Origin of the sequence: Lysinibacillus sp. RC79, assembly GCF_041262405.1 — a bacterium.
In the GTDB taxonomy this organism is placed as follows: domain Bacteria; phylum Bacillota; class Bacilli; order Bacillales_A; family Planococcaceae; genus Lysinibacillus.
The window spans coordinates 182,649-202,613 of record NZ_JBGCCD010000001.1; the positions used below are offsets into that span (position 1 = coordinate 182,649).

15 protein-coding genes are annotated in these 19,965 nt (G+C 36.3%); 8 read left to right on the plus strand and 7 right to left on the minus strand.

Annotated elements, in window-relative coordinates:
• Window positions 1-73: 73 nt before the first annotated feature.
• The 7 genes from ABH968_RS00855 to ABH968_RS00885 form a co-directional block, all read right to left on the minus strand.
• Window positions 74-934 (minus strand): DUF6612 family protein, encoded by an 861-nt coding sequence (locus tag ABH968_RS00855; RefSeq protein WP_370041692.1) that lies wholly within the window; start codon window positions 932-934, stop codon window positions 74-76.
• A 523-nt stretch (window positions 935-1,457) separates the two neighbouring features.
• The gene (qoxD, locus tag ABH968_RS00860) at window positions 1,458-1,742 is read right to left on the minus strand and encodes a cytochrome aa3 quinol oxidase subunit IV (RefSeq protein WP_370041694.1); all 285 of its coding nucleotides are present in this window, start codon (window positions 1,740-1,742) and stop codon (window positions 1,458-1,460) included.
• A complete protein-coding gene (gene qoxC, locus ABH968_RS00865) occupies window positions 1,742-2,341 on the minus strand; it encodes a cytochrome aa3 quinol oxidase subunit III (RefSeq protein ID WP_370041695.1) in 600 nt (199 codons plus the stop codon). Before qoxC ends, qoxD begins: the two co-directional genes overlap by 1 nt.
• 1 nt (window position 2,342) lies before the next feature.
• On the minus strand, window positions 2,343-4,286 hold the full coding sequence (qoxB, locus tag ABH968_RS00870) for a cytochrome aa3 quinol oxidase subunit I (protein ID WP_370041696.1): 1,944 nt from the start codon (window positions 4,284-4,286) through the stop codon (window positions 2,343-2,345).
• Between the two features lie 27 nt (window positions 4,287-4,313).
• Window positions 4,314-5,237 carry a cytochrome aa3 quinol oxidase subunit II gene (qoxA, locus tag ABH968_RS00875; protein ID WP_370041697.1) on the minus strand — a complete coding sequence of 308 codons (924 nt, stop codon included), beginning with the start codon at window positions 5,235-5,237 and terminating at the stop codon, window positions 4,314-4,316.
• Between the two features lie 830 nt (window positions 5,238-6,067).
• Window positions 6,068-6,910, minus strand: coding sequence for a DUF2785 domain-containing protein (locus ABH968_RS00880; protein ID WP_370041699.1), 843 nt, complete (start codon window positions 6,908-6,910; stop codon window positions 6,068-6,070).
• Window positions 6,911-7,459: 549 nt separating this feature from the next.
• Complete coding sequence (locus ABH968_RS00885) at window positions 7,460-7,927, minus strand: hypothetical protein (RefSeq protein ID WP_370041701.1); 468 nt, start codon at window positions 7,925-7,927, stop codon at window positions 7,460-7,462.
• 444 nt (window positions 7,928-8,371) lie between these two features.
• Between ABH968_RS00885 and ABH968_RS00890 the strand changes: the two genes are divergently transcribed.
• From ABH968_RS00890 to ABH968_RS00925, 8 genes are all read left to right on the plus strand, one after another.
• A complete protein-coding gene (locus tag ABH968_RS00890) occupies window positions 8,372-9,361 on the plus strand; it encodes a hypothetical protein (protein WP_370041703.1) in 990 nt (329 codons plus the stop codon).
• Window positions 9,362-9,472: 111 nt separating this feature from the next.
• Window positions 9,473-10,762, plus strand: coding sequence for a trigger factor (gene tig / locus ABH968_RS00895; protein ID WP_370041705.1), 1,290 nt, complete (start codon window positions 9,473-9,475; stop codon window positions 10,760-10,762).
• Between the two features lie 738 nt (window positions 10,763-11,500).
• The gene (clpX, locus tag ABH968_RS00900; RefSeq protein ID WP_053484851.1) at window positions 11,501-12,772 is read left to right on the plus strand and encodes an ATP-dependent protease ATP-binding subunit ClpX; all 1,272 of its coding nucleotides are present in this window, start codon (window positions 11,501-11,503) and stop codon (window positions 12,770-12,772) included.
• Window positions 12,773-13,006: 234 nt separating this feature from the next.
• Complete coding sequence (gene lon, locus ABH968_RS00905; protein ID WP_370041707.1) at window positions 13,007-15,331, plus strand: endopeptidase La; 2,325 nt, start codon at window positions 13,007-13,009, stop codon at window positions 15,329-15,331.
• Between the two features lie 3 nt (window positions 15,332-15,334).
• Window positions 15,335-15,916, plus strand: a complete 582-nt coding sequence (gene yihA, locus ABH968_RS00910; RefSeq protein ID WP_370041709.1) for a ribosome biogenesis GTP-binding protein YihA/YsxC — start codon at window positions 15,335-15,337, stop codon at window positions 15,914-15,916.
• Between the two features lie 118 nt (window positions 15,917-16,034).
• Window positions 16,035-16,208, plus strand: coding sequence for a YjfB family protein (locus ABH968_RS00915; protein WP_012295488.1), 174 nt, complete (start codon window positions 16,035-16,037; stop codon window positions 16,206-16,208).
• 315 nt (window positions 16,209-16,523) lie between these two features.
• Entirely contained in the window at window positions 16,524-18,182 is a 1,659-nt protein-coding gene (locus ABH968_RS00920) for a hypothetical protein (protein ID WP_370041712.1), read from the plus strand.
• Between the two features lie 326 nt (window positions 18,183-18,508).
• Window positions 18,509-19,963, plus strand: coding sequence for an S-layer homology domain-containing protein (locus ABH968_RS00925; RefSeq protein WP_370041714.1), 1,455 nt, complete (start codon window positions 18,509-18,511; stop codon window positions 19,961-19,963).
• Window positions 19,964-19,965: the final 2 nt, after the last annotated feature.

Below are 19,965 nucleotides of genomic sequence, written 5' to 3' on the forward strand. Positions count from 1 at the left end.
TGACCCAAAAGTAAAAAGAATCTGCGTACATTAAAGTATGCAGATTCCTTTTTTTATACAGTCACCTTGTTGATTACTGTGGAATAGATTGCGCTTTATCGATAATTTCTTGTGGGATGTCGATTGTTTTTAGGTGATTGAAATCAGTGTACGTCACAACTGATTTTGTTTTCATTGATAGTTCTTGATCTTCAACTTTCATTTTCAAATCGAAATTCATATCCATTTTATTTGTATCGAAAGTCTTTTTATCGATTTGTAGAATGTAGTGTATTTTATCGATTGTTAAGTTATCAAGTGGATTTTCTTCAAGACCCATATCTTTCATTGATTTGTTAATTTCAGAATCGATAAGTTCTTTAAATTTATCGCCCTTAGCGTCTAAAGTTAAGATATATGAATCATCTGTTTGTTCGAATTTGAAATCTTTGATAAAGTTTTTAAGCTGTTCTAATTGTGCCTTAGCGTCTGCAGATGATGCAGTTTGTTCCATCATTGTATCAAATTGCGCATCTGGCAATTTGTACCAAGCGTTAGTATCTTCATTCTTCATGAAAAAGCCTTGGTCTTTCTTCATGTACATATCAATCGGCATTTCCGTATTTTTTTGACCTTCACTAGCCATATCTGGCATTGTCATTGAACCTGATAAGTGCATAGCAATTGGATCGGTAACTACATCCATATCCATTTTTGAATCGATGGTAAACTCCATAGATTGTTCACCTGATCCAACTTTGGATTCTTGAGTCATATCCATTTTTGCACTCGTGCTTTTAATGTCAGCTTGGCGCTCTACCGCTTTTTCATACACTTGCTCTAAAGTGAGTTTACTTGTATTAGTTGTGTCTTTCTTTGGGGTAGCGCTACTGTTACAAGCTGCTAGCGTCAGTGCTAGTGCTCCAACACTTAAAACTTTTAAAAATTTGTTCATTACTTTCATCTCCTATTCTTGGTAAAAACATCAACTACTAGTATACATTAGTATAAAAGTAAAAGTTTCATTATTTAAAAAAACAGTACCAATTCGATTTTAAAATAATAGTAAATGCCCAACGTATGTCAATATTTATAAGCCTTCTTGCTCATGATAAGTTGCAGTAAAATTGGTTCATGAATATTAATCGATGATCAATAAATCTGTTGTTAGCTATTGTAAAATATTGCAATGGTGTTAAGACAATAAACTATCACACTAGTAGATTAGTTGTTGGCTAGAGGATTCTAATGATTTTACGTTGTAGCAAGGGAGTATGACGGACATTGCTGAGCCTGAAAAGCCGTTCTGTTGATTGCCTATACAACTTTTAAAAAATCAGTGATTGCTATGTTTGCATATAAGAAGAGTAGGGGGAGTGTTGTTCGATTTTGAGTGGAGTCTATTTTCGATATTGAAATAAAAATATTTACAAAAAGAAAAAGCCGAGAAAATGATGTCATTTTCTCGGCTCTGTTTATCAATTATAGCCCCAGATCATTGCGAATAATGTACCTAAGATTGTAACAACACCTACGAATACTGAGTATAAAATCGTTGTATATAACGTTTTCTTGTCTTCAGATTCACCGATGTGCATGAATAATACTAATTGTACAGTTGCTTGTGCAAGAGCAGTCACTAGTAAAACACCAAATGCCATGTTAAATGACATATCAAATTTAACAACAGATAAAGCTACAACTGTTAGTAATAGTGAGAAGCCGAAGCCCATCACATGTTGTTTTGGGAATAATTCCTTCATCAGCTAATCAGTCCTTTCAAGTAGACGAAGCTGAAGATGAAAATCCAAACAACGTCTAGGAAGTGCCAGTACAGTGAGAAGATGAACGCTTTGTTAGCCGTTTGTGGGTTTAAACCACGGCTTGCTACTTGGATTAAAATTGCAACGCCCCAGAAGAAACCGAATGTTACGTGGGCACCGTGCGTACCAAGTAAAGTCATTAATGCAGATAAGAATGCACTTGTTTGAATTGTTGCACCTTCATCAACATATGTGACAAATTCATCGATCTCAATGCCTAAGAAGCCAAGACCTAATAGAAGTGTGATGATGAAAAATGCCATCATCGCTTTTTTATTGCCAATGCGCATTGCATGAACACCAAGACCAATTGTGAAACTACTTGTTAATAATAAGAATGTTTCCCATAATACTGGTGTTAATTCAAAAATTTCAGCGCCACTTGGGCCACTACCTGTACGTGTATGAAGAGTGAAATACACTGTAAATAGTGTGGCGAATAATACGATTTCGGCGCCAAGGAAAATCCAGAAACCGAAAATTTTCAGGCGATTTTCCTCTGTACTATATTCTAATGGAAGTGAAGAATCGATTTTCATATTATTTATCACCTCTCAAACTTTTCTCAGTTGCCATAACTTCTTCAACTGAAATGTAACGACCATGATCTTTTTCAAATGAACGATGAATCATAAAGCCAAATACACCAATCATACTAATGATGGCTGGAATCCATAGATTAAATACAGCGAAGAATGCTGCAAGGAAGAAGAATCCACTCATCCAGAATGGTGTGCCAGTGTTGTTAGGCATGTGAATTTTTTCAATTTTACCTGCTGTAATATCGCGACCTTCTTTTTTCGCGAACCAGAATTCATCTAAACGTGTAACAGTTGGAACTACTGCAAAGTTATATTCTGGTACTGGAGAATGAGTAGCCCATTCTAGGGTACGACCATCCCAAACATCTGCTTTTTCATTACGTGGCATATGTTTCCAGCTGTAGTAAATGTTATATACGATTAACGCAAAGCCGACAGCAAGACCAACGCCACCGATGAACGATAGCATGTTCAATGGACCGTAGCCAGTAGACTCAGAGTAAGTGTACATACGACGAGCGTAACCATCTAAACCTAAAATGAATAGAGGGAAGAATGTTACGTTAAAGCAAATTGCGATAAACCAGAAAGCAGTTTTACCTAGTTTTTCATTTAAACGGAAACCGAACATTTTTGGCCACCAGTAGTGGTAACCTGCAAGTACACCAAATACTGTACCTGGAATTAATACATAGTGGAAGTGGGCAACTAAGAACATCGTATTATGATATTGATAGTCAGCACTTGCCATTGCTAGCATTACCCCTGTAACCCCACCAATTGTGAAGATTGGAATAAAGCCAAGTGCATAAAGCATAGGAGTTGTAAATTGAATTTTACCGTGTCTCATTGTGAGCAACCAGTTAAATATTTTAACCCCTGTCGGAACAGCGATTGCCATTGTTGTAATAGAGAATACGCTGTTTACCATTACACCGTGACCCATTGTATAGAAGTGGTGGGCCCATACTACGAATGATAGTAATGAAATAACGACCATACTCATAACCATTGATTTATAGCCGTATAAGTTTTTACGTGCAAATGTCGCAATGATTTCAGAGAAAATACCGAAAGCAGGTAGGATAACGATATAAACCTCAGGATGTCCCCAAACCCAGAATAGGTTGGCCCAAAGCATATCCATACCACCATTTTGCATTGCAAAGAATTGTGTACCAAATTGACGGTCTAACATCATTAATGCAAGTGCAACAGTTAACACTGGGAATGCAAATACGATAATAACGTTTGTAATTAAAATTGACCAAGTGAACATTGGCATTTTCATTAATGTCATACCAGGTGCACGCATTTTAATGATTGTTGCGATGAAGTTAACACCAGTCATTAACGTACCAATCCCTGATAATTGTAAAGCTAAAGAATAGTAGTTGCCCCCAACAGATGGACTAAATTCTGTCCCAGATAGTGGGAAGTAAGCTGTCCAACCAGCATCAGGTGAACCACCAATGATAAATGATAGGTTTAGTAAACCGCAACCAGCTGCAAATAACCAGAAGCTGACTGCATTTAGACGTGGGAATGCAACGTCACGTGCACCAATTTGTAGTGGGATAACAATGTTCATTAAACCAATTACGAATGGCATAGCCATGAATAAAATCATTATTAAACCGTGTGTTGTGAAAATCTCATTATAGTGTTGTGCATCAAGAAGTCCGTTATCAGGAACTGCCGTTTGTGCACGCATTAACAATGCATCGATACCGCCGCGGAATAGCATCAAAAGTGCTGTAGCGATATACATAATACCGATTTTTTTATGGTCAACAGTTGATAGCCAGTTTTTGTAGAAATAGCCCCATTTTTTGAAATACGTAAGGCCAGCTACGATAACCACTGCTCCAACTACGATACTAATAGCTGCCGCTAAAATCATCGGTTCTTGCATAGGATGGAATACTTCTTCCATACTCATTGGATGCGCTCCTTTCGGGTTTAAAAATTAATGTGAATGTGTTGCTTCAGAATTTTCTTGTGAATCAGAATGATCCCCATGGTTCATTTTGCTATGATCCATGTCTCCCATTTTCATGTGTTCACTGTGTTCCATTGGAGCTGGACTAAATTCTAAGTGTGTAGATGAATAGCTTGAACGACCAACGTGTTCTGCTTTTAATAGTTCATCAAATTTTTCTTTTGTTAATGGTTTTTCGTTTGCTTTTACATCAGAAGCCCATTTGTCGAAGTCTTCTTGTGTCATAGATTGCGCTTCAAATTCCATTTCAGCAAATCCGCGACCACTAAAGTTAGAGTTACGGCCCATAAATGAACCAACCTCATCTGCAGCAAGGTGAATAGTTGTTAACATGTCACTCATCGCGTATTTTTGACCAGCTAATTGAGGAATCCAGAAACTTGTGATTGGTCCGAATGAGTAAAGTTTGAACTCAATTGGACGGTCAGTAGGAATATTTACATAGTTTACAGTTTCAATCCCTTGCTCTGGATAGCTAAAATGCCATTTCCAGTTAGAGGAAGATGCGTAAATAACAAGTGGCTCTTTATTGTCATAACCTGCTGGTTGAGCCTCTACTGTACTCGTTGATCTTACAGTAACAATTGCTAAGAATGCCACGATGATAATAGGGATAACTGTCCATGTAATTTCAAGTAAATGACTACCCTCTTCGTGAGGAGGCTCATAATCGGCAGGTGTTTTTGAAGCACGGTATTTTGTTAGCATAAATGCTAAAAGCACGTACACGACTAGTAATATAAAGGCCATTGTAATAATGGATAAAATAATTGTGTCTGATAATGTTTTGGCATTTGGCCCTTTTGGATCAAAGATTGTTAGGGGTTCACAACCAGCAAGAATTGCAAGCGCTCCAAATGCAACAAACATTAAACTTAACTTTTTCTTCATGTTTGACTCCTTTCTATAAAACGGCTATTCATAAATTTCATGTATTTTTGTATAGATTCGAATTTATAAATAGTGGGTAATAAGGTCACCTCTTTTAGTTGTTGTACCAATCAAATAATCAGAAATACTAACAATGGCATGGTTCAATATGAAACATTGAATCTAGTATTTGATTGGTCTAGTGCAAGCGTTCGCAAAATCATTAATCTGTGTAATCGATTTCTAGACAATGTGTCATAATCGATCGACACAAATGTCGTTGTTGCACATTGGATTATACGCCCCGTTTTAAAGAAAAAAAATTATTTTTTTATATTTTTAATAGTAAACTAGGGACGAATATGAACATTTTTTGAACAAAAATCGTTATTTCAATATTATTATTTTTGCGTTTAATTAAATAAACACTGTTGAAACGTTGAAAACACTGAGTTTCTTGTGTTTAACTAAGTAAATAGTTTTTTTTGTGAAAATATCATTTCACATTTTAGACGTCATTTTGTAATAAAATCGCTGTTATGTTAAGGTGTTGAATGCTTTTTTGTTGCGTTTTTTAAAAAGATGAGTACACGGAAAGTGAAATTATGGATATATCAGGATGAACTATCAATGTAAGGGATGAATGGAAAGGGGTATTTCGGAAACTAATATTAATTATGTTAATATAATTATTAACTTCCATAAATTGTATTCCTAATGTTTTATCTGAAAAGTAAAAATAGCAAACTAAGGATATCCTTGGTTTGCTAAATTTGGTTATGAAGACGAAAATAAATGTTCTAAGCAGAGAGAAAATGAAATTTACCTTTATTCGGCGCAATAAATTAATTTTAAGCTCCGAGCTTTAGCCATTTCGCTACTTGTCCATAGATGGTATTTTGAAGTTTTGGAGCTAAGTTATTCATCTTTAAGGCAAAATACAATGTTTTCATTAAATTTAATGTACATGTACGTCCACTAAAAAAGGCTTCGTTATAGCCCTGGGTCACTAAATGCATTTCAAATTTATCAAATACCTGTTCGACAAATTCTATTAATGCTTCCTCGGAGTAGTCACGAGCTAGTAACGCTTCAATTATATTAACTAAGCGTTCCTCTTCATCGTTGACAAAGACAGTATCTTTCCAAGTAACAAGTTTCAATGCATGCAAGATTAAAGGCGCATGCTGCAAATCAAATTTAGGATGTTTAATCGTCATTGCTGCTAAATCTGCACCATGTGCAATGCTATGAGCCCAGCCTTTATCATGAATATGACCTCTTGTATCTTTTTCCAAAAATAAATAGCGACCAATCTTTTGAAAGAAAATTTGTAGACGTTCATCATTTAAAACTAGTAGTTCGGCATCTTTTGCGAGAATGCTGGCTACAAGTAAAGCAGAAAAAGAACGTGTAAAGACGCTATCTGTCAATTCTTCACCTATGTTTAAATATAAAAAATCCTCGCCTATTACAGTATCAAATAAATATTGTAGCTGTTCGGTGCTCAGTAAATTGTCGCTAAGTATATCAATGAAAGTACGATAAATTAATTTGTCTCGTAATTCAGCATCTGGTGAACCGATGTGCGTTAACATTTCTTGTAACAACCAATCGCCCTTTAGCAACATAAATTCTTGTCGTGCTGAATGTGTCATAGTGGAAAATGATTGTAATGTATTTTTGATATCCATATGTAATTCCCCCGAGGTTAAGTTAATTCTATTAATTCTCTATAAGAGCATTCTTTTCGAAGTGTTCCTTGAGGATCACTTTGCTTTGGTATTACTTTTATAACTATGCGTAGACATAGTAAAAATGCTTATATGGAGCTAGGTCTTTTTATTATAACGCTTCAACGATAAATTTGTTGATTTGTAAAGTTTTCTAGTGATATAGAAGTATATTCGCAATGGGAATTCCAGAATCAACAGAAAGTTGATATGATAGACAAGCAACAAAAAGGGAAAGGCTTATTAAAGGAGCACACAATAAAAGACATACCTATAAGTTTTGAGTAATATACCAAAGATACAAGCTTTGTGAAGTGGTTGATTGGAGTGGAGACTGAGCGACTCCTTGGGGATTAGCGTCACAGATGAGACCCAGCAGCGAAGCGAAGCGGCTCATCGGACGCCCCCCAGGAAAGCGCTCAGTCGGAACGGAAATCAACCCCTCGTTTTGCCAAAGAATCTTTAATGACATCATAAAAGACATACCTAATTAAGTATGTCTCATCCTAGTTACAATATAACGGCTGACTTTATACCGAGCGGCCATTCAGTAAAGGTATTTTGATTGGTTTTTAATTCAACAAGAATATTTGCGTTTTTAATGGCATCGATTAGCCATTCACTATAATGAAGATTGGGTTGAGAGTGCTGTAAGATTCGTTGCATATCTTTTTTGTCGATACTTAGAAGTTTATAGTTGCATTCAATGTGTACATTTTGGGGAATAATAAAAAGTGACTCATGTTGGTGTCCAATTGAAATGGAGCCAGGAATGTGACCCTGGATACTTATAATATGTGTAATCGCTTCTTGCGTGTATAAATCAATCTTTGTCCGTGTGAGTATTTCAAATTCAATCGGATAATCCTTCTGATGGGGACCGTCCGCTGTTGAAAACGAAACAACTTTAATTGATAGTGCCTCAAACATAGGAGAGATGCTACTACCAAATTCGTTAACTGTATCCATTAATTGCATGTATTCCACTCCTTGTGAAGAACTTTTTCTTAAATTACAGACGAAGCCAGTAATAAATAAAAGATATTATTAATTATAATACAATTTATTACAAAATATGAAATACTAAAGCAATGATTTTTGTGAAAATTAAGTAGGGAATAAATCCGTTGGTATATATTGCGATTTCCGGAAGAGTTGAAAATGAAATTGATTAAAACGCGAATCATCTAATGAGGTTGATTGGAATAAAGGCGGGGATCGTCCTAGATGAGACCCTGGTGAGAGCCAGTAGAGGAACGAAGGCTAAAGCATTAAGACCTGTGATAATGTCTTCGTTGACCAACCCAAAGCATCTCATCGAACCTCATTGTAAAGCGCTCAGTCGAATAAGGAAATCAACCACATGATATGATGATTTATATAGGAACTAATAAGAAAAATAGTGGTAAAGAGGTGAGAAAAATGACAAAGCGAAAACGACATGTTATAAAACATGACAATATTGTTGTTTTTCCAGGTGCTGTTCAGACATTAATACGTGAAGGACATATGTATGCGGAAAATTATCAATATGAAGAGGCTGTGGCAAGCTTTGAAAAAGCATTTTTATATGAAGCTGGAGATGAAATTGCATTAAGTACCTATGCGTACGCTTTATATGAATTAAAAGCATACGAGAAAGTTAAAAGTGTTTGTGAGCAATTGTTTGCTATGGGAACGTCATTGTATGTGGAAGTAATGGAACTGTATGTTACTGTATGTATGCAGTTAAAGGAATATCATCAAGTAGAGTCGTTAATTACGACATTAATTGAAGAAAATGTACTTCCGGAAGATCAGCTCGAGAAATTTGAACGCTTAAGAAGCTTGAATCAAGAGGTTGCTAGTAATCTCCAAAAAAAAGAGGATGCAAAACGATTTTTAGAAGAGCAAGAATATGAACTTTCGAAATTTAGTGCATTAACGCCAGATGAACAATCTATTCGACTGCATCGTTTAATGGATACGAATGTACGACAATTAAAAACAGCATTGAAAGCTATTATAGAATGTCCAACGATCCATCCATTTGTTCAGAGCTTAGCATTAATCTTATTAGTGGAACAAGAAGTGTCAATAGAGATTGCTATCTCAAAATTTAACGAAACAAAAATTATTAATCCTAGCAATTTAGTCCTACCAAATCAGTTACCTCAGTATAGGGAGGTAAAAAAAATAATTGAAAATAAATTAGAGCAAGACCCATCAACGTTGGAAATGGTACAATATTTAATGGCGAAGCATGCTATTGTAACGTATCCGTTCGAATGGCGCCCATTCGAAGCTGATGATATTGCTTATAGTTATATTGACTTTGTACAATCTATGCTCGGGAAAGTACAGGAAATGAAGTATGAAATCATTGACTTTTTACAAATGTTAGAAAAATTATCAGAACTCCATGAAGTATGAAATAAGTTGAAACTATACGCATCTATGTTATACTAAAATGGTTGTCAAAATCGTAGTTACGAATGAATTGTCTAACAATAAACTTGATCATTTATTTGGAGGTATTTATACATGTCAGCAAAATGGGAAAAACAAGAAGGTAATATCGGTACTCTTACAATTGAAGTACCTGCTACAGAAGTAGACGCAGCAATGGACCAAGCGTTCAAAAAAGTTGTCAAACAAATTAACGTACCAGGTTTCCGTAAAGGAAAAATGCCTCGTAAAATGTTTGAACAACGCTTTGGTATCGAATCATTATACCAAGATGCATTAGAAATCATCGTTCCGGATTCTTATGCAAAAGCTATCGATGAAGCTGGTATTATGCCAGTTGATTACCCAGAAATTTCTGGTACAGAAAACTTCGAACACGGTAAAGATTTCGCATTTACTGCTCAAGTAACAGTGAAACCAGAGCCAAAACTTGGTGAGTACAAAGGTTTAGAAATTACGAAACTTCCAGTAGAAGTTACTGATGAAGAAGTAGAAGCACAAATTCAAGACCAATTAGCTCGTAAAGCAGAGCTTGAAATTAAAGAAGATGAAGCTATCGTAGAAGGCGATACAGCTACTATCGACTTTGAAGGTTTCGTAGGTGAAGAAGCATTTGAAGGTGGTAAAGGTGAAGACTATGCACTAGAAATCGGTTCAGGCTCATTCATCCCAGGCTTTGAAGAGCAACTTGTAGGTACGAAAACTGGCGAATCTAAAGACGTAATTGTTACTTTCCCAGAAGAATACCATGCAGCTGAATTAGCTGGTAAAGAAGCTACTTTCAAAGTAACTGTAAAAGAAGTTAAAACAAAAGTTCTTCCAGAATTAAACGACGAATTCGCTAAAGAATTAGACCCAGAAGTTGAGGGTGTTGAAGCTTTACGCGCTAAAATCAAAGAGCAAACTGCTGAACAAAAACAAGCAGAATCAGATGCAGCACTTCGTGATGAATTAGTAGAAAAAGCTGCTGAGAATGCAGAATTTGAAGTACCTGCTGGTATGATTAACTCTGAAACTGATCGTATGTTACAAGAATTTGGTCAACGTTTACAAACGCAAGGTATGAACTTAGACCTTTACTATCAATTCTCAGGTCAATCAGAAGAAGATTTACGTGGACAAATGAAAGAAGAAGCAGAAAGCCGTGTACGTGTATCTTTAACACTTGAAGCAATTGCTGAAGCTGAAAAAATTGAAGCAACTGAAACTGATATCGAAGCTGAATTAGAAAAAATGGCTGCTCAATTTAACATGACTAAAGAGCAAATTACAGGTGCTTTAGGCGGCACAACAGTTCTTGAAAACGACATTAAAATTCAAAAAACAGTTGAATTTTTAGTAGAAAACGCTAAAATTACTGAATAGGATTTTTTTGTAACTGGATAGAAAAATGAAAACAAGGTACGGCATTAAACCGTGCCTTGTTTTATCACATATTTTTTGTTTAGGTTAAGCTAGATTCCCCTTTAGGTTTAGTTCAGTTAATTATATTATTAAGATGACGACTACTATCACCGTAAAAAGTATCCTCCAAAAGGAAGTGCTTTTTTGATAAGGGGATAGGCAAAGCCTTTACACTTCTCTAATACATAGTATTGTTTGACTTTTTACACGATGCTAAAATTTGACTTTATTCAGCAGAGATAAGGCTTATGGATATCTCAATTCTTCCAAACGAGGAACAACTAAATACATCCTCTTCTGAATGAAGTTAAGCCTCTGGCGAATGTAATAGATTTTAAAGAAATTCAAGTTGCTTATTTAAGGATCTGTAACTTGTTCTACCAGTTATAACAGTAAAGTCACAAGCCAAATATCAAGTGACGAGGGTCAGGGACTTGACGAAACGAAAGGTCTCTGGTCGCTAGAGGTTTCTGAAGAATCAGTCAGTTACGCACATGGGAACAAAAGATATAATTGGTAAATTTGTCAAGAAATAAATAGCAGCTTTGCGGTAAATGTCAGTGTTTCTGTACTATGCATGTAGTAAATTTTTTTAAAATCTCGAACCATAAACGCCGTGGTGTAAATGGATGCAGACAATTTATTTGATAATGATTCAATAATCTTGTAAGATTGTTGCTTGAATAGGGGTGAAACATATTGTTCAAATTTAATGATGAAAAAGGCAATTTAAAATGCTCATTCTGTGGAAAGCCACAAGAACAGGTACGTAAACTAGTTGCAGGTCCTGGTGTTTATATTTGTGATGAATGTATCGAGCTTTGTTCAGAAATCGTTGTAGAGGAACTGGGCGTTGAAGAAGAAATTGAGTTTCAAGATATTCCAAAACCGAAAGAAATCTTATCGATTTTAGATGAGTATGTAATAGGACAAGAACGTGCTAAAAAAGCTTTAGCAGTTGCGGTTTATAATCACTACAAACGCATTAATACGAATAGTAAAATTGATGATGTAGAATTAGCAAAATCGAACATTGTGTTAATCGGCCCAACTGGTAGCGGTAAAACTTTATTAGCCCAAACATTGGCGCGTATATTAAACGTTCCTTTTGCTATTGCTGATGCTACTTCTCTAACTGAAGCTGGCTATGTGGGTGAGGACGTTGAAAATATCTTATTAAAATTAATTCAATCAGCGGATTACGATATCGAACGTGCTGAAAAAGGGATCATCTATATTGATGAAATCGATAAAGTTGCACGTAAATCTGAAAATCCATCCATTACACGTGATGTATCTGGTGAAGGCGTACAACAAGCACTTCTTAAAATTTTAGAAGGTACAGTTGCGAGTGTCCCACCACAAGGCGGCCGCAAGCATCCTCACCAAGAGTTTTTACAAATCGATACGACAAACATCTTATTTATTGTGGGTGGAGCTTTTGATGGAATAGAATCCATTATTAAACGTCGTCAGGGTGAAAAAGTAATTGGCTTCGGTTCAGATCCTAACAAAATTGAGATGGATGAAGGCTCAATTATGGCTAAGTTGATTCCAGAGGATTTATTGAAATTTGGTTTAATTCCAGAATTCATCGGTCGATTACCAGTACTTGCAAGTCTTGAGCAATTAAACGAGGCTGCGCTTGTACAAATTTTAACGGAGCCCAAAAATGCACTAGCTAAGCAATATCAAAAAATGCTTGAACTAGATGGTGTTGAGCTTGAGTTTGATGAAGGTGCGCTTTCTGAAATTGCAAAAGAAGCAATTGAACGAAAAACAGGTGCACGCGGTCTTCGTTCAATTATTGAGTCAACAATGCTTGAAGTAATGTACGAACTACCTTCACGTGAAGACGTGAAAAAATGTATCATTACAGCAAAAACAATTACGGATAAAGAAAAACCGAAATTGCTTCTTGAAGATGGCACTGAACTCGATGAAGGTAGCGACACAAAAACTTCAGCATAACGAACAGACGGGGCTGTCTATTGTTATGAGATAAAGAGTAATTTAGCTGACTTCGATTGTGCAATATTCGCACATATCGACAGTCAGCTTTTTATTCATTCATTCATACATAAAGCCAACTGTAATTAGATGAAATTTTTGGCTCGATTGATTAACTAGTGTGAATCAGCTTTTTAGACACATACTAGTAGCGCGGGAGTGTATAAGAAAATTTTGACGGAGGTGAATACTCGCATGGTAACAATACAAAAAACAACAAATGTACCATTATTGCCTTTACGTGGACTTTTAGTATACCCGTCGATGGTGTTACATATTGATGTGGGTAGAAATCGTTCTGTAGCGGCGCTAGAACAAGCAATGTTAGAGGACCAATTGATATTATTGGTAACACAAAAAGAAGTGCATGATGAACAGCCTGATGAGCAAGATTTATATCCAATTGGTACGATGGCATATGTCAAACAGATGCTGAAATTACCAAATGGGACATTGCGTGTTTTAGTGGAAGGTGTAGCGCGTGCAACATGGTCTAACTATCGGGCGTTAGAAAAATATACGATTGCTGACATCGATGTTAAGGAAGAAACCATCGATAAGGATGTTGAAACACAGGCTTTAATGCGTACGTTGTTAACGTATTTCGAAAGATACGCGAAAGCCTCCAATAAGATTACATCTGAAACCATTAGTACTGTGGCAGACATTGAAGAGCCCGGTCGTTTAGCAGATATCATTGCATCGCATTTACCATTTAAGATTGCTGATAAACAAGAAGTATTGGAGATGCTCAGTGTAAAGAAGCGTTTAGATCATTTAATTATTCGTTTACATGACGAGCAAGAAGTACTTGATCTTGAGAAGAAAATTAATACAAAAGTTAAGCAATCCATGGAGCGTACGCAAAAGGAATATTACTTACGTGAACAAATGAAAGCTATTCAAACTGAGCTAGGAGACCGTGAAGGGAAAACTGGCGAAGTAGCTGAATTACGAAGACGTATTGACGAAACAGGAATGCCTGAATCAACGAAAGAAGCAGTGCTTAAAGAGTTGGATCGCTATGAGAAGTTACCAGCGGCTAGTGCAGAGAGTGGCGTAATTCGAAACTATATTGATTGGATCGTATCACTACCTTGGACAAATGCGACTGAGGATCGCATGAATATCGCACATGCAGAGGACATTTTAAATCGTGATCATGACGGATTAGAAAAAGTAAAAGAACGTATATTAGAATATTTAGCTGTACGTCAGTTGAAAAAATCGTTACGTGGACCAATATTATGTTTGGCAGGCCCTCCAGGTGTCGGTAAAACGTCATTAGCTCGGTCTATTGCAGAAAGCTTGGATCGTAAATTTATCCGTATTTCATTAGGTGGGGTACGTGACGAATCAGAAATTCGTGGTCACCGTCGTACGTATGTTGGGGCAATGCCAGGTCGTATTATCCAAGGGATGAAAAAGGCAGGGACGATTAATCCTGTGTTCCTTCTAGATGAAATTGATAAAATGTCTAATGACTTAAGGGGAGATCCTGCAGCAGCAATGCTTGAAGTTTTAGATCCGGCTCAAAATAATACATTTAGTGATCATTACATCGAAGAACCTTATGATTTATCAAATGTATTATTTATAGCAACTGCCAATGATTTAAGTACAATTCCTGGGCCGTTACTGGATCGTATGGAAGTAATCTCAATTGCTGGTTATACAGAAATTGAAAAAGAGCAAATTACGAAAAATCATTTAATACCTAGACAGTTAAAAGAGCATGGCTTGAAAAAAACACAAGTTATTATTAAAGATGAAGCAGTAGTAGATATCATCCGTTATTATACTCGTGAAGCAGGTGTTCGTGGACTTGAACGTCAAATCGCAACCCTATGTCGTAAAATCGCTAAGATCATCGTTTCTGGTGAGAAAAAACGAGTAACAGTTAACTCGAAATCATTAGAGGATTTACTCGGCAAGCATCGTTTCCGATATGGACAAGCAGAAGAGGAAAATCAAATCGGTGTAGCTACTGGGCTTGCTTATACAACTGTGGGTGGTGATACATTACAAATTGAGGTATCATTAACACCTGGAAAAGGAAAATTGCAGCTAACTGGGAAGCTAGGCGATGTCATGAAGGAATCAGCTCAAACCGCGTTATCGTATGTCCGTACAAAATCGGAAGAGCTAAAAGTGGATGCAGAATATTTTGAAACACATGATATTCATATTCACGTTCCAGAAGGAGCTGTGCCGAAAGATGGACCTTCCGCAGGTATTACTATGGCAACAGCAATTGTTTCCGCAATTTTACACCGTCCAATACGCCGTGAAGTCGGCATGACAGGTGAAATTACATTACGTGGACGTGTACTGCCAATTGGTGGATTAAAGGAAAAAACACTCAGTGCGCATCGAGCGGGCTTAACGACAATTATTTGTCCGAAAGATAATGAGCGAGATATTGAGGATATTCCTGGAAGCGTACGCGAACAACTAACATTTAAACTAGTGTCATCGGCTGATGAAGTATTAGCCTATGCACTGGACGGAGGTTTTTAAGAAATGAAAGTCCATAACGTCGAAATGGTCATAAGTGCTGTAAGACCAGACCAATATCCAGAAGATGGACTGCCAGAATTTGCACTAGCCGGTCGTTCAAATGTGGGGAAATCCTCATTTATTAACCGAATGATCGGTCGTAAAGCTTTAGCACGTATTTCTTCTAAGCCCGGAAAAACACAAACGCTTAATTTTTACAAAATTGAAGAGCAATTGTTTTTTGTGGATGTACCGGGCTATGGCTATGCAAAGGTTTCAAAAACTGAGCGTGAAGCATGGGGAAAAATGATTGAGCGTTACATCACAGGGCGTAATGAATTAAAGGCAGTCGTACAAATTGTTGATTTACGTCATCCCCCTACAGCTGATGATCGCATGATGTATGATTTTTTAAAGCATTACAATATTCCTTGTATTATCATTGCAACAAAAGCAGATAAAATTCCAAAAGGTAAATGGGATAAGCATAAAAAAGTCGTGAAAGAAACGCTAGACATGGAAAAAAATGATCCTCTTATTGTCTTTTCTTCAGAAAAAGGAATTGGTTTTGAAGAAGCTTGGCGTACAATCGAAAATAAAATGTGATAAAAAAACATCTATTGAGTCTATTATTTAGGACAGTAGATGTTTTTTTATTAAAAATGGGGGGAATCGCTTGATGAATGAAACAACTGACCGATAAATTAAATAGGAGGTGGACTAGATGGATATCGCAGCTTTATCAATGGCAATGAATCAAGCAACTTTAATGCAAAATGTATCTCTAGCTGTTACGAAACAAGCAATGGAGATGCAACAGCAAAATACAGAACAATTAGTTGAAATGTTAGATGCTCCACATCCGACAGCAGGACATACAATTGACGTTCAAGTATGATGTAGGGAAGGTAGCTTGAAATTGGAAGCTACCTCTATCTTTGTGTCTATCGGTAGATTCATCTTCTTTAAGCAATTTAAGTCGCTTTTCACGGGGTGTCCAAACATCCGCTGAAAGAAGTTAAAGCCTCCGGCGGATGTCACGGAATCGGAAAGGAGTTCTTTGTGCAAGCACAAAGCAGATTCCGGACGCAATTATGCCGAGGCATAATTGATAAGTAAGTAAAAGCACTAAAATGTAACTTTTTGAATAGGAAAAACTACCAATAGTACGATATACTATTTTTAATAACATTTTTTTAGGAGGCGGGATTTGTTGAAGAAGATTCCATACATACTAATGATTGTGTTACTAGCGGTTCTCGGATTTTCATCAAATCAAACAGCGCATGCTGCCCAAATGGTGACTGGAACCTTTGTCGATGTAACATTTTCAGAATATGCAAATTCAAACGGAGTAATAGAAAAAAAGCTTAGTAAAATTACTTTACAAAATGAAAGCGGTCGTCAAGTTACATATAATATAAACGATAGTGCCCGCCTGTATATTAATAATACAGTGACAACAATCGAAGGCTTTAAGATGGGAATGAAAGTAGAAGCGGAAATTTCTCTTCGCAGCGTTGTTGAGCTTCGAGGTACTTCTAATTCTACAAATGAAACAGAATCTCCAACAGTTGCACAAAATACTAAAACACTTGCTGGAGTAGTGACAAGTATAGATCCAAATGGACTATTCATTATGCTGAAGCCAGATATCGGAGAGGAAACAACCTACTATATAAATAAAGATACAGCATATCAAAAAAATTCCTCGGCTGTCGATATTAGCGCTTTATATGTGGGGGATCGTGTTAAGCTTAGCCTTAAAAATCGAAACACATCCATTGTCACAAAAATAGACATTAGTGAGACGGGTACGTTAGTTGAAAACCTGTATAAAGGTGAGATACAGACGGTTAATGCCAATGCAAATAAATTAACTGTCAAAAATCAACATGCTTTTATCAATTGGCAATTTGGATCTGATACAACAACGGCTTTATCAACGATGGATTTTTCATCGAAGGTTCCGATCTATGTTGGAAATACTAAAATTGATAAAGGTCAGTTGAAAAATTACATTGGCAGTGAAGCATATTATGCAACAGTGAAACAATTTGGCAAAGAAGTGATTGAAAAAATTGTTGTCTTGAAAAACAACGAGCGAACTTACTACGAGCCTATGCTTTCTGTCGATGCTAAATATCAATTATTAAAACTTAAATCTGCTGGTACAATATACTTCCACGATGGAACGATTTTAATTAGAAATGGTCGTTTAATTGAACCTACTGGCTTATTAGCTTATGGTACAGCCTTTGTTATTTCGGACGGTGCTGCACGTGATCATTATGCCCAAGTTGTGCAAGTAACGAGTGATAGCTTTATGTCACCAAACTTAGCAGGTCATGAGTTATATTATGGACGTTTATCACAAGCAGATGGCTATTTAGTCGAAATTGATGATGCGATGAAGATCGAGTCAAATGTCTTCAAGAAAACAGAACGTACTGTACTATCTGTTAGTAATTCAACAAAGGCAATAGTAGATGATGGTAACAAAATATATAGTGTCATTCCTGATATTGAGCTTCATTTATATGAAGGAGAATATGGATACTTCTATGTGAAGGATGGTCATGTGCAGGCCCTTCATATTCTTAATAAAGCGAAGCCTGTTGCACCATTAATGTTAACTGGTAAACTACAGTCAGTTAAATCGAAATACCCAGCTGTCATCAATGTGAAGAGCGTTAGTCAATGGCAAAATGGTCGCTGGTATGAAGCTGGTGAAATGGTTGATATGAATATTGACCAAGCTACAATTATTAAAGCTGGTAAAGTTATTCAAGCATCTGATTTAAAACCTTCTGATCGTTTAGTAGTCTTATCAGATCGTTTTGTCAAAGCTCATTTAATATTAGTTGATTAATCAATTTAGAAGTCTGTGAGTCTTCTGCGAGTATATTTACGACGAAGGTATTCAGCTTAAGCGAATTTAGAGCTTGCTTATGATGAAAAATTTTGTCGCCCTACGAGTAGAAGACGAGCAGATATTAACCTTATATTTTTCAGGTGTGTTGATTAGGAAAAAATAAGTTTATTAATAGGATTTTTTTGCTTATAAAGCCAATCTTCTGCTGAATGTAGTAGAAAAAATGGTTGATCAACACATCTCATTATTTTGTAATGTTGAAGAAATTATTGACAGCTCCAGATGCGGATATGTATGGAATGAAAGAGAGGGACAACAAAAGAATGCGAAAACATTTATCTAAAATAATGTTAGTAGTTCTTGCTGTATTTGTTATTGGAGCTACTATCCCAGAAAATGCATCAGCTGCTTCATTAGAAACAACAGGTGCTGTAAAAAATGAATATACATATGAGGAAGCTGTTTTCATTACAGGAACACCCATTATATTTAAAGGCACTAGTAAAGACATTAAAATCACACAAAAAGAATCTAAAGGAAAGTTAACGGAAACACATAGTTTAAAGCTAACAGCAAGTAACGGTGCTACATTGATACGAAATATGGCCTATGAATCTGATGTTGTAGATTATGCTACGATTGGTCAAAAAACATCGAATGGTGTAGTGAAAAAGTATACGGAGAAAATTGTTGCTGGGAAAATAACTTATACATTGGTAGATTACCAATTTTCACAAGGTACTGTAACAGACAATCGTGCAGCCTCTGATTATTACTCAGGTAATGTGATTTCAAGAAAAACATATGCCTATCAAACTGGGACTGGAAAAAATGCAGTCCAAAATACTGTAACAATTGATACTGATAGTCGTCATGCTGGCTATGAAAACTTCTGGGGAGCATCAGAAACACAAATTACAGAAGCTGTTTATAACTATAGCGATGGTAAGACAAGCCATGTGAAAAATCGTTTATCTACAAGCAAATCACGCGTACTAAACTATGAAGAAAACCTAGGTAGTTTAGGGAGCTTTGATGGTGGATATGCGGTAGTAAGTGAAAAGGATGTTATTTCTGAATATACGTATGATTTAGCCTCTGGGCAAAAAGGTACTGTTGACTTAGATAAAGCATACATGCCGACAATTGAACGTTTAATCATTCCTAAGTTCCGTGATGTATCAAACCATAACGCGAAAGGAGCTATTGAAAAATTATACTCTTTAGGTATTTACTCTGATGCAAGTAACTTCTTCTCACCAAATACACCTATGAAGCGTATTGATTTTACAACGGCAATTGGTAAAGCGGTTGACTTACGTGTTATGGAAGAACCGAAAACGAAAAAATCGACATCAGCAACTAGTATTTTTAAAGATGTTAAACGTACGGTAAAAGATTATGCCTATATTGAGTCTGCTTTTAAAAAAGGAATTATTAAAGGTGTAACACCAGAGTATTTCAAACCTGATAATCAAATTACTCGAGCTCAAGCAGCGACGATTTTTGTACGTGCATTAGGACTTGAAAATAAGGCGCCAGATCCAGGCTATGTGACGAAGTTTAAGGATGATGCGCAAATTCCTGACTATTCAAAAGACGGAATATACATTGCAAATGAATTAGGCTTAATGACTGGTGACCCTGTAACAGGTCGATTTAATCCAAATCAACCATTAACGCGAGCACAAGCATCATTAGTGTTAGAACGTTTCTTGAATTATTTGGAAAGTGACTTAAAACAAAACTATCGAGATGACATATTGTTCTTTAACTAAAG

What these genes read in the sequence shown, in the direction of transcription:
- ABH968_RS00855 (WP_370041692.1), bottom strand. Translation starts at nt 934, where the DNA reads ATGAACAAATTTTTAAAAGTTTTAAGTGTTGGAGCACTAGCACTGACG.
- qoxD (WP_370041694.1), bottom strand. Translation starts at nt 1,742, where the DNA reads ATGAAGGAATTATTCCCAAAACAACATGTGATGGGCTTCGGCTTCTCA.
- qoxC (WP_370041695.1), bottom strand. Translation starts at nt 2,341, where the DNA reads ATGAAAATCGATTCTTCACTTCCATTAGAATATAGTACAGAGGAAAAT.
- qoxB (WP_370041696.1), bottom strand. Translation starts at nt 4,286, where the DNA reads ATGAGTATGGAAGAAGTATTCCATCCTATGCAAGAACCGATGATTTTA.
- qoxA (WP_370041697.1), bottom strand. Translation starts at nt 5,237, where the DNA reads ATGAAGAAAAAGTTAAGTTTAATGTTTGTTGCATTTGGAGCGCTTGCA.
- ABH968_RS00880 (WP_370041699.1), bottom strand. Translation starts at nt 6,910, where the DNA reads ATGGATATCAAAAATACATTACAATCATTTTCCACTATGACACATTCA.
- ABH968_RS00885 (WP_370041701.1), bottom strand. Translation starts at nt 7,927, where the DNA reads ATGCAATTAATGGATACAGTTAACGAATTTGGTAGTAGCATCTCTCCT.
- ABH968_RS00890 (WP_370041703.1), top strand. Translation starts at nt 8,372, where the DNA reads ATGACAAAGCGAAAACGACATGTTATAAAACATGACAATATTGTTGTT.
- tig (WP_370041705.1), top strand. Translation starts at nt 9,473, where the DNA reads ATGTCAGCAAAATGGGAAAAACAAGAAGGTAATATCGGTACTCTTACA.
- lon (WP_370041707.1), top strand. Translation starts at nt 13,007, where the DNA reads ATGGTAACAATACAAAAAACAACAAATGTACCATTATTGCCTTTACGT.
- yihA (WP_370041709.1), top strand. Translation starts at nt 15,335, where the DNA reads ATGAAAGTCCATAACGTCGAAATGGTCATAAGTGCTGTAAGACCAGAC.
- ABH968_RS00915 (WP_012295488.1), top strand. Translation starts at nt 16,035, where the DNA reads ATGGATATCGCAGCTTTATCAATGGCAATGAATCAAGCAACTTTAATG.
- ABH968_RS00925 (WP_370041714.1), top strand. Translation starts at nt 18,509, where the DNA reads ATGCGAAAACATTTATCTAAAATAATGTTAGTAGTTCTTGCTGTATTT.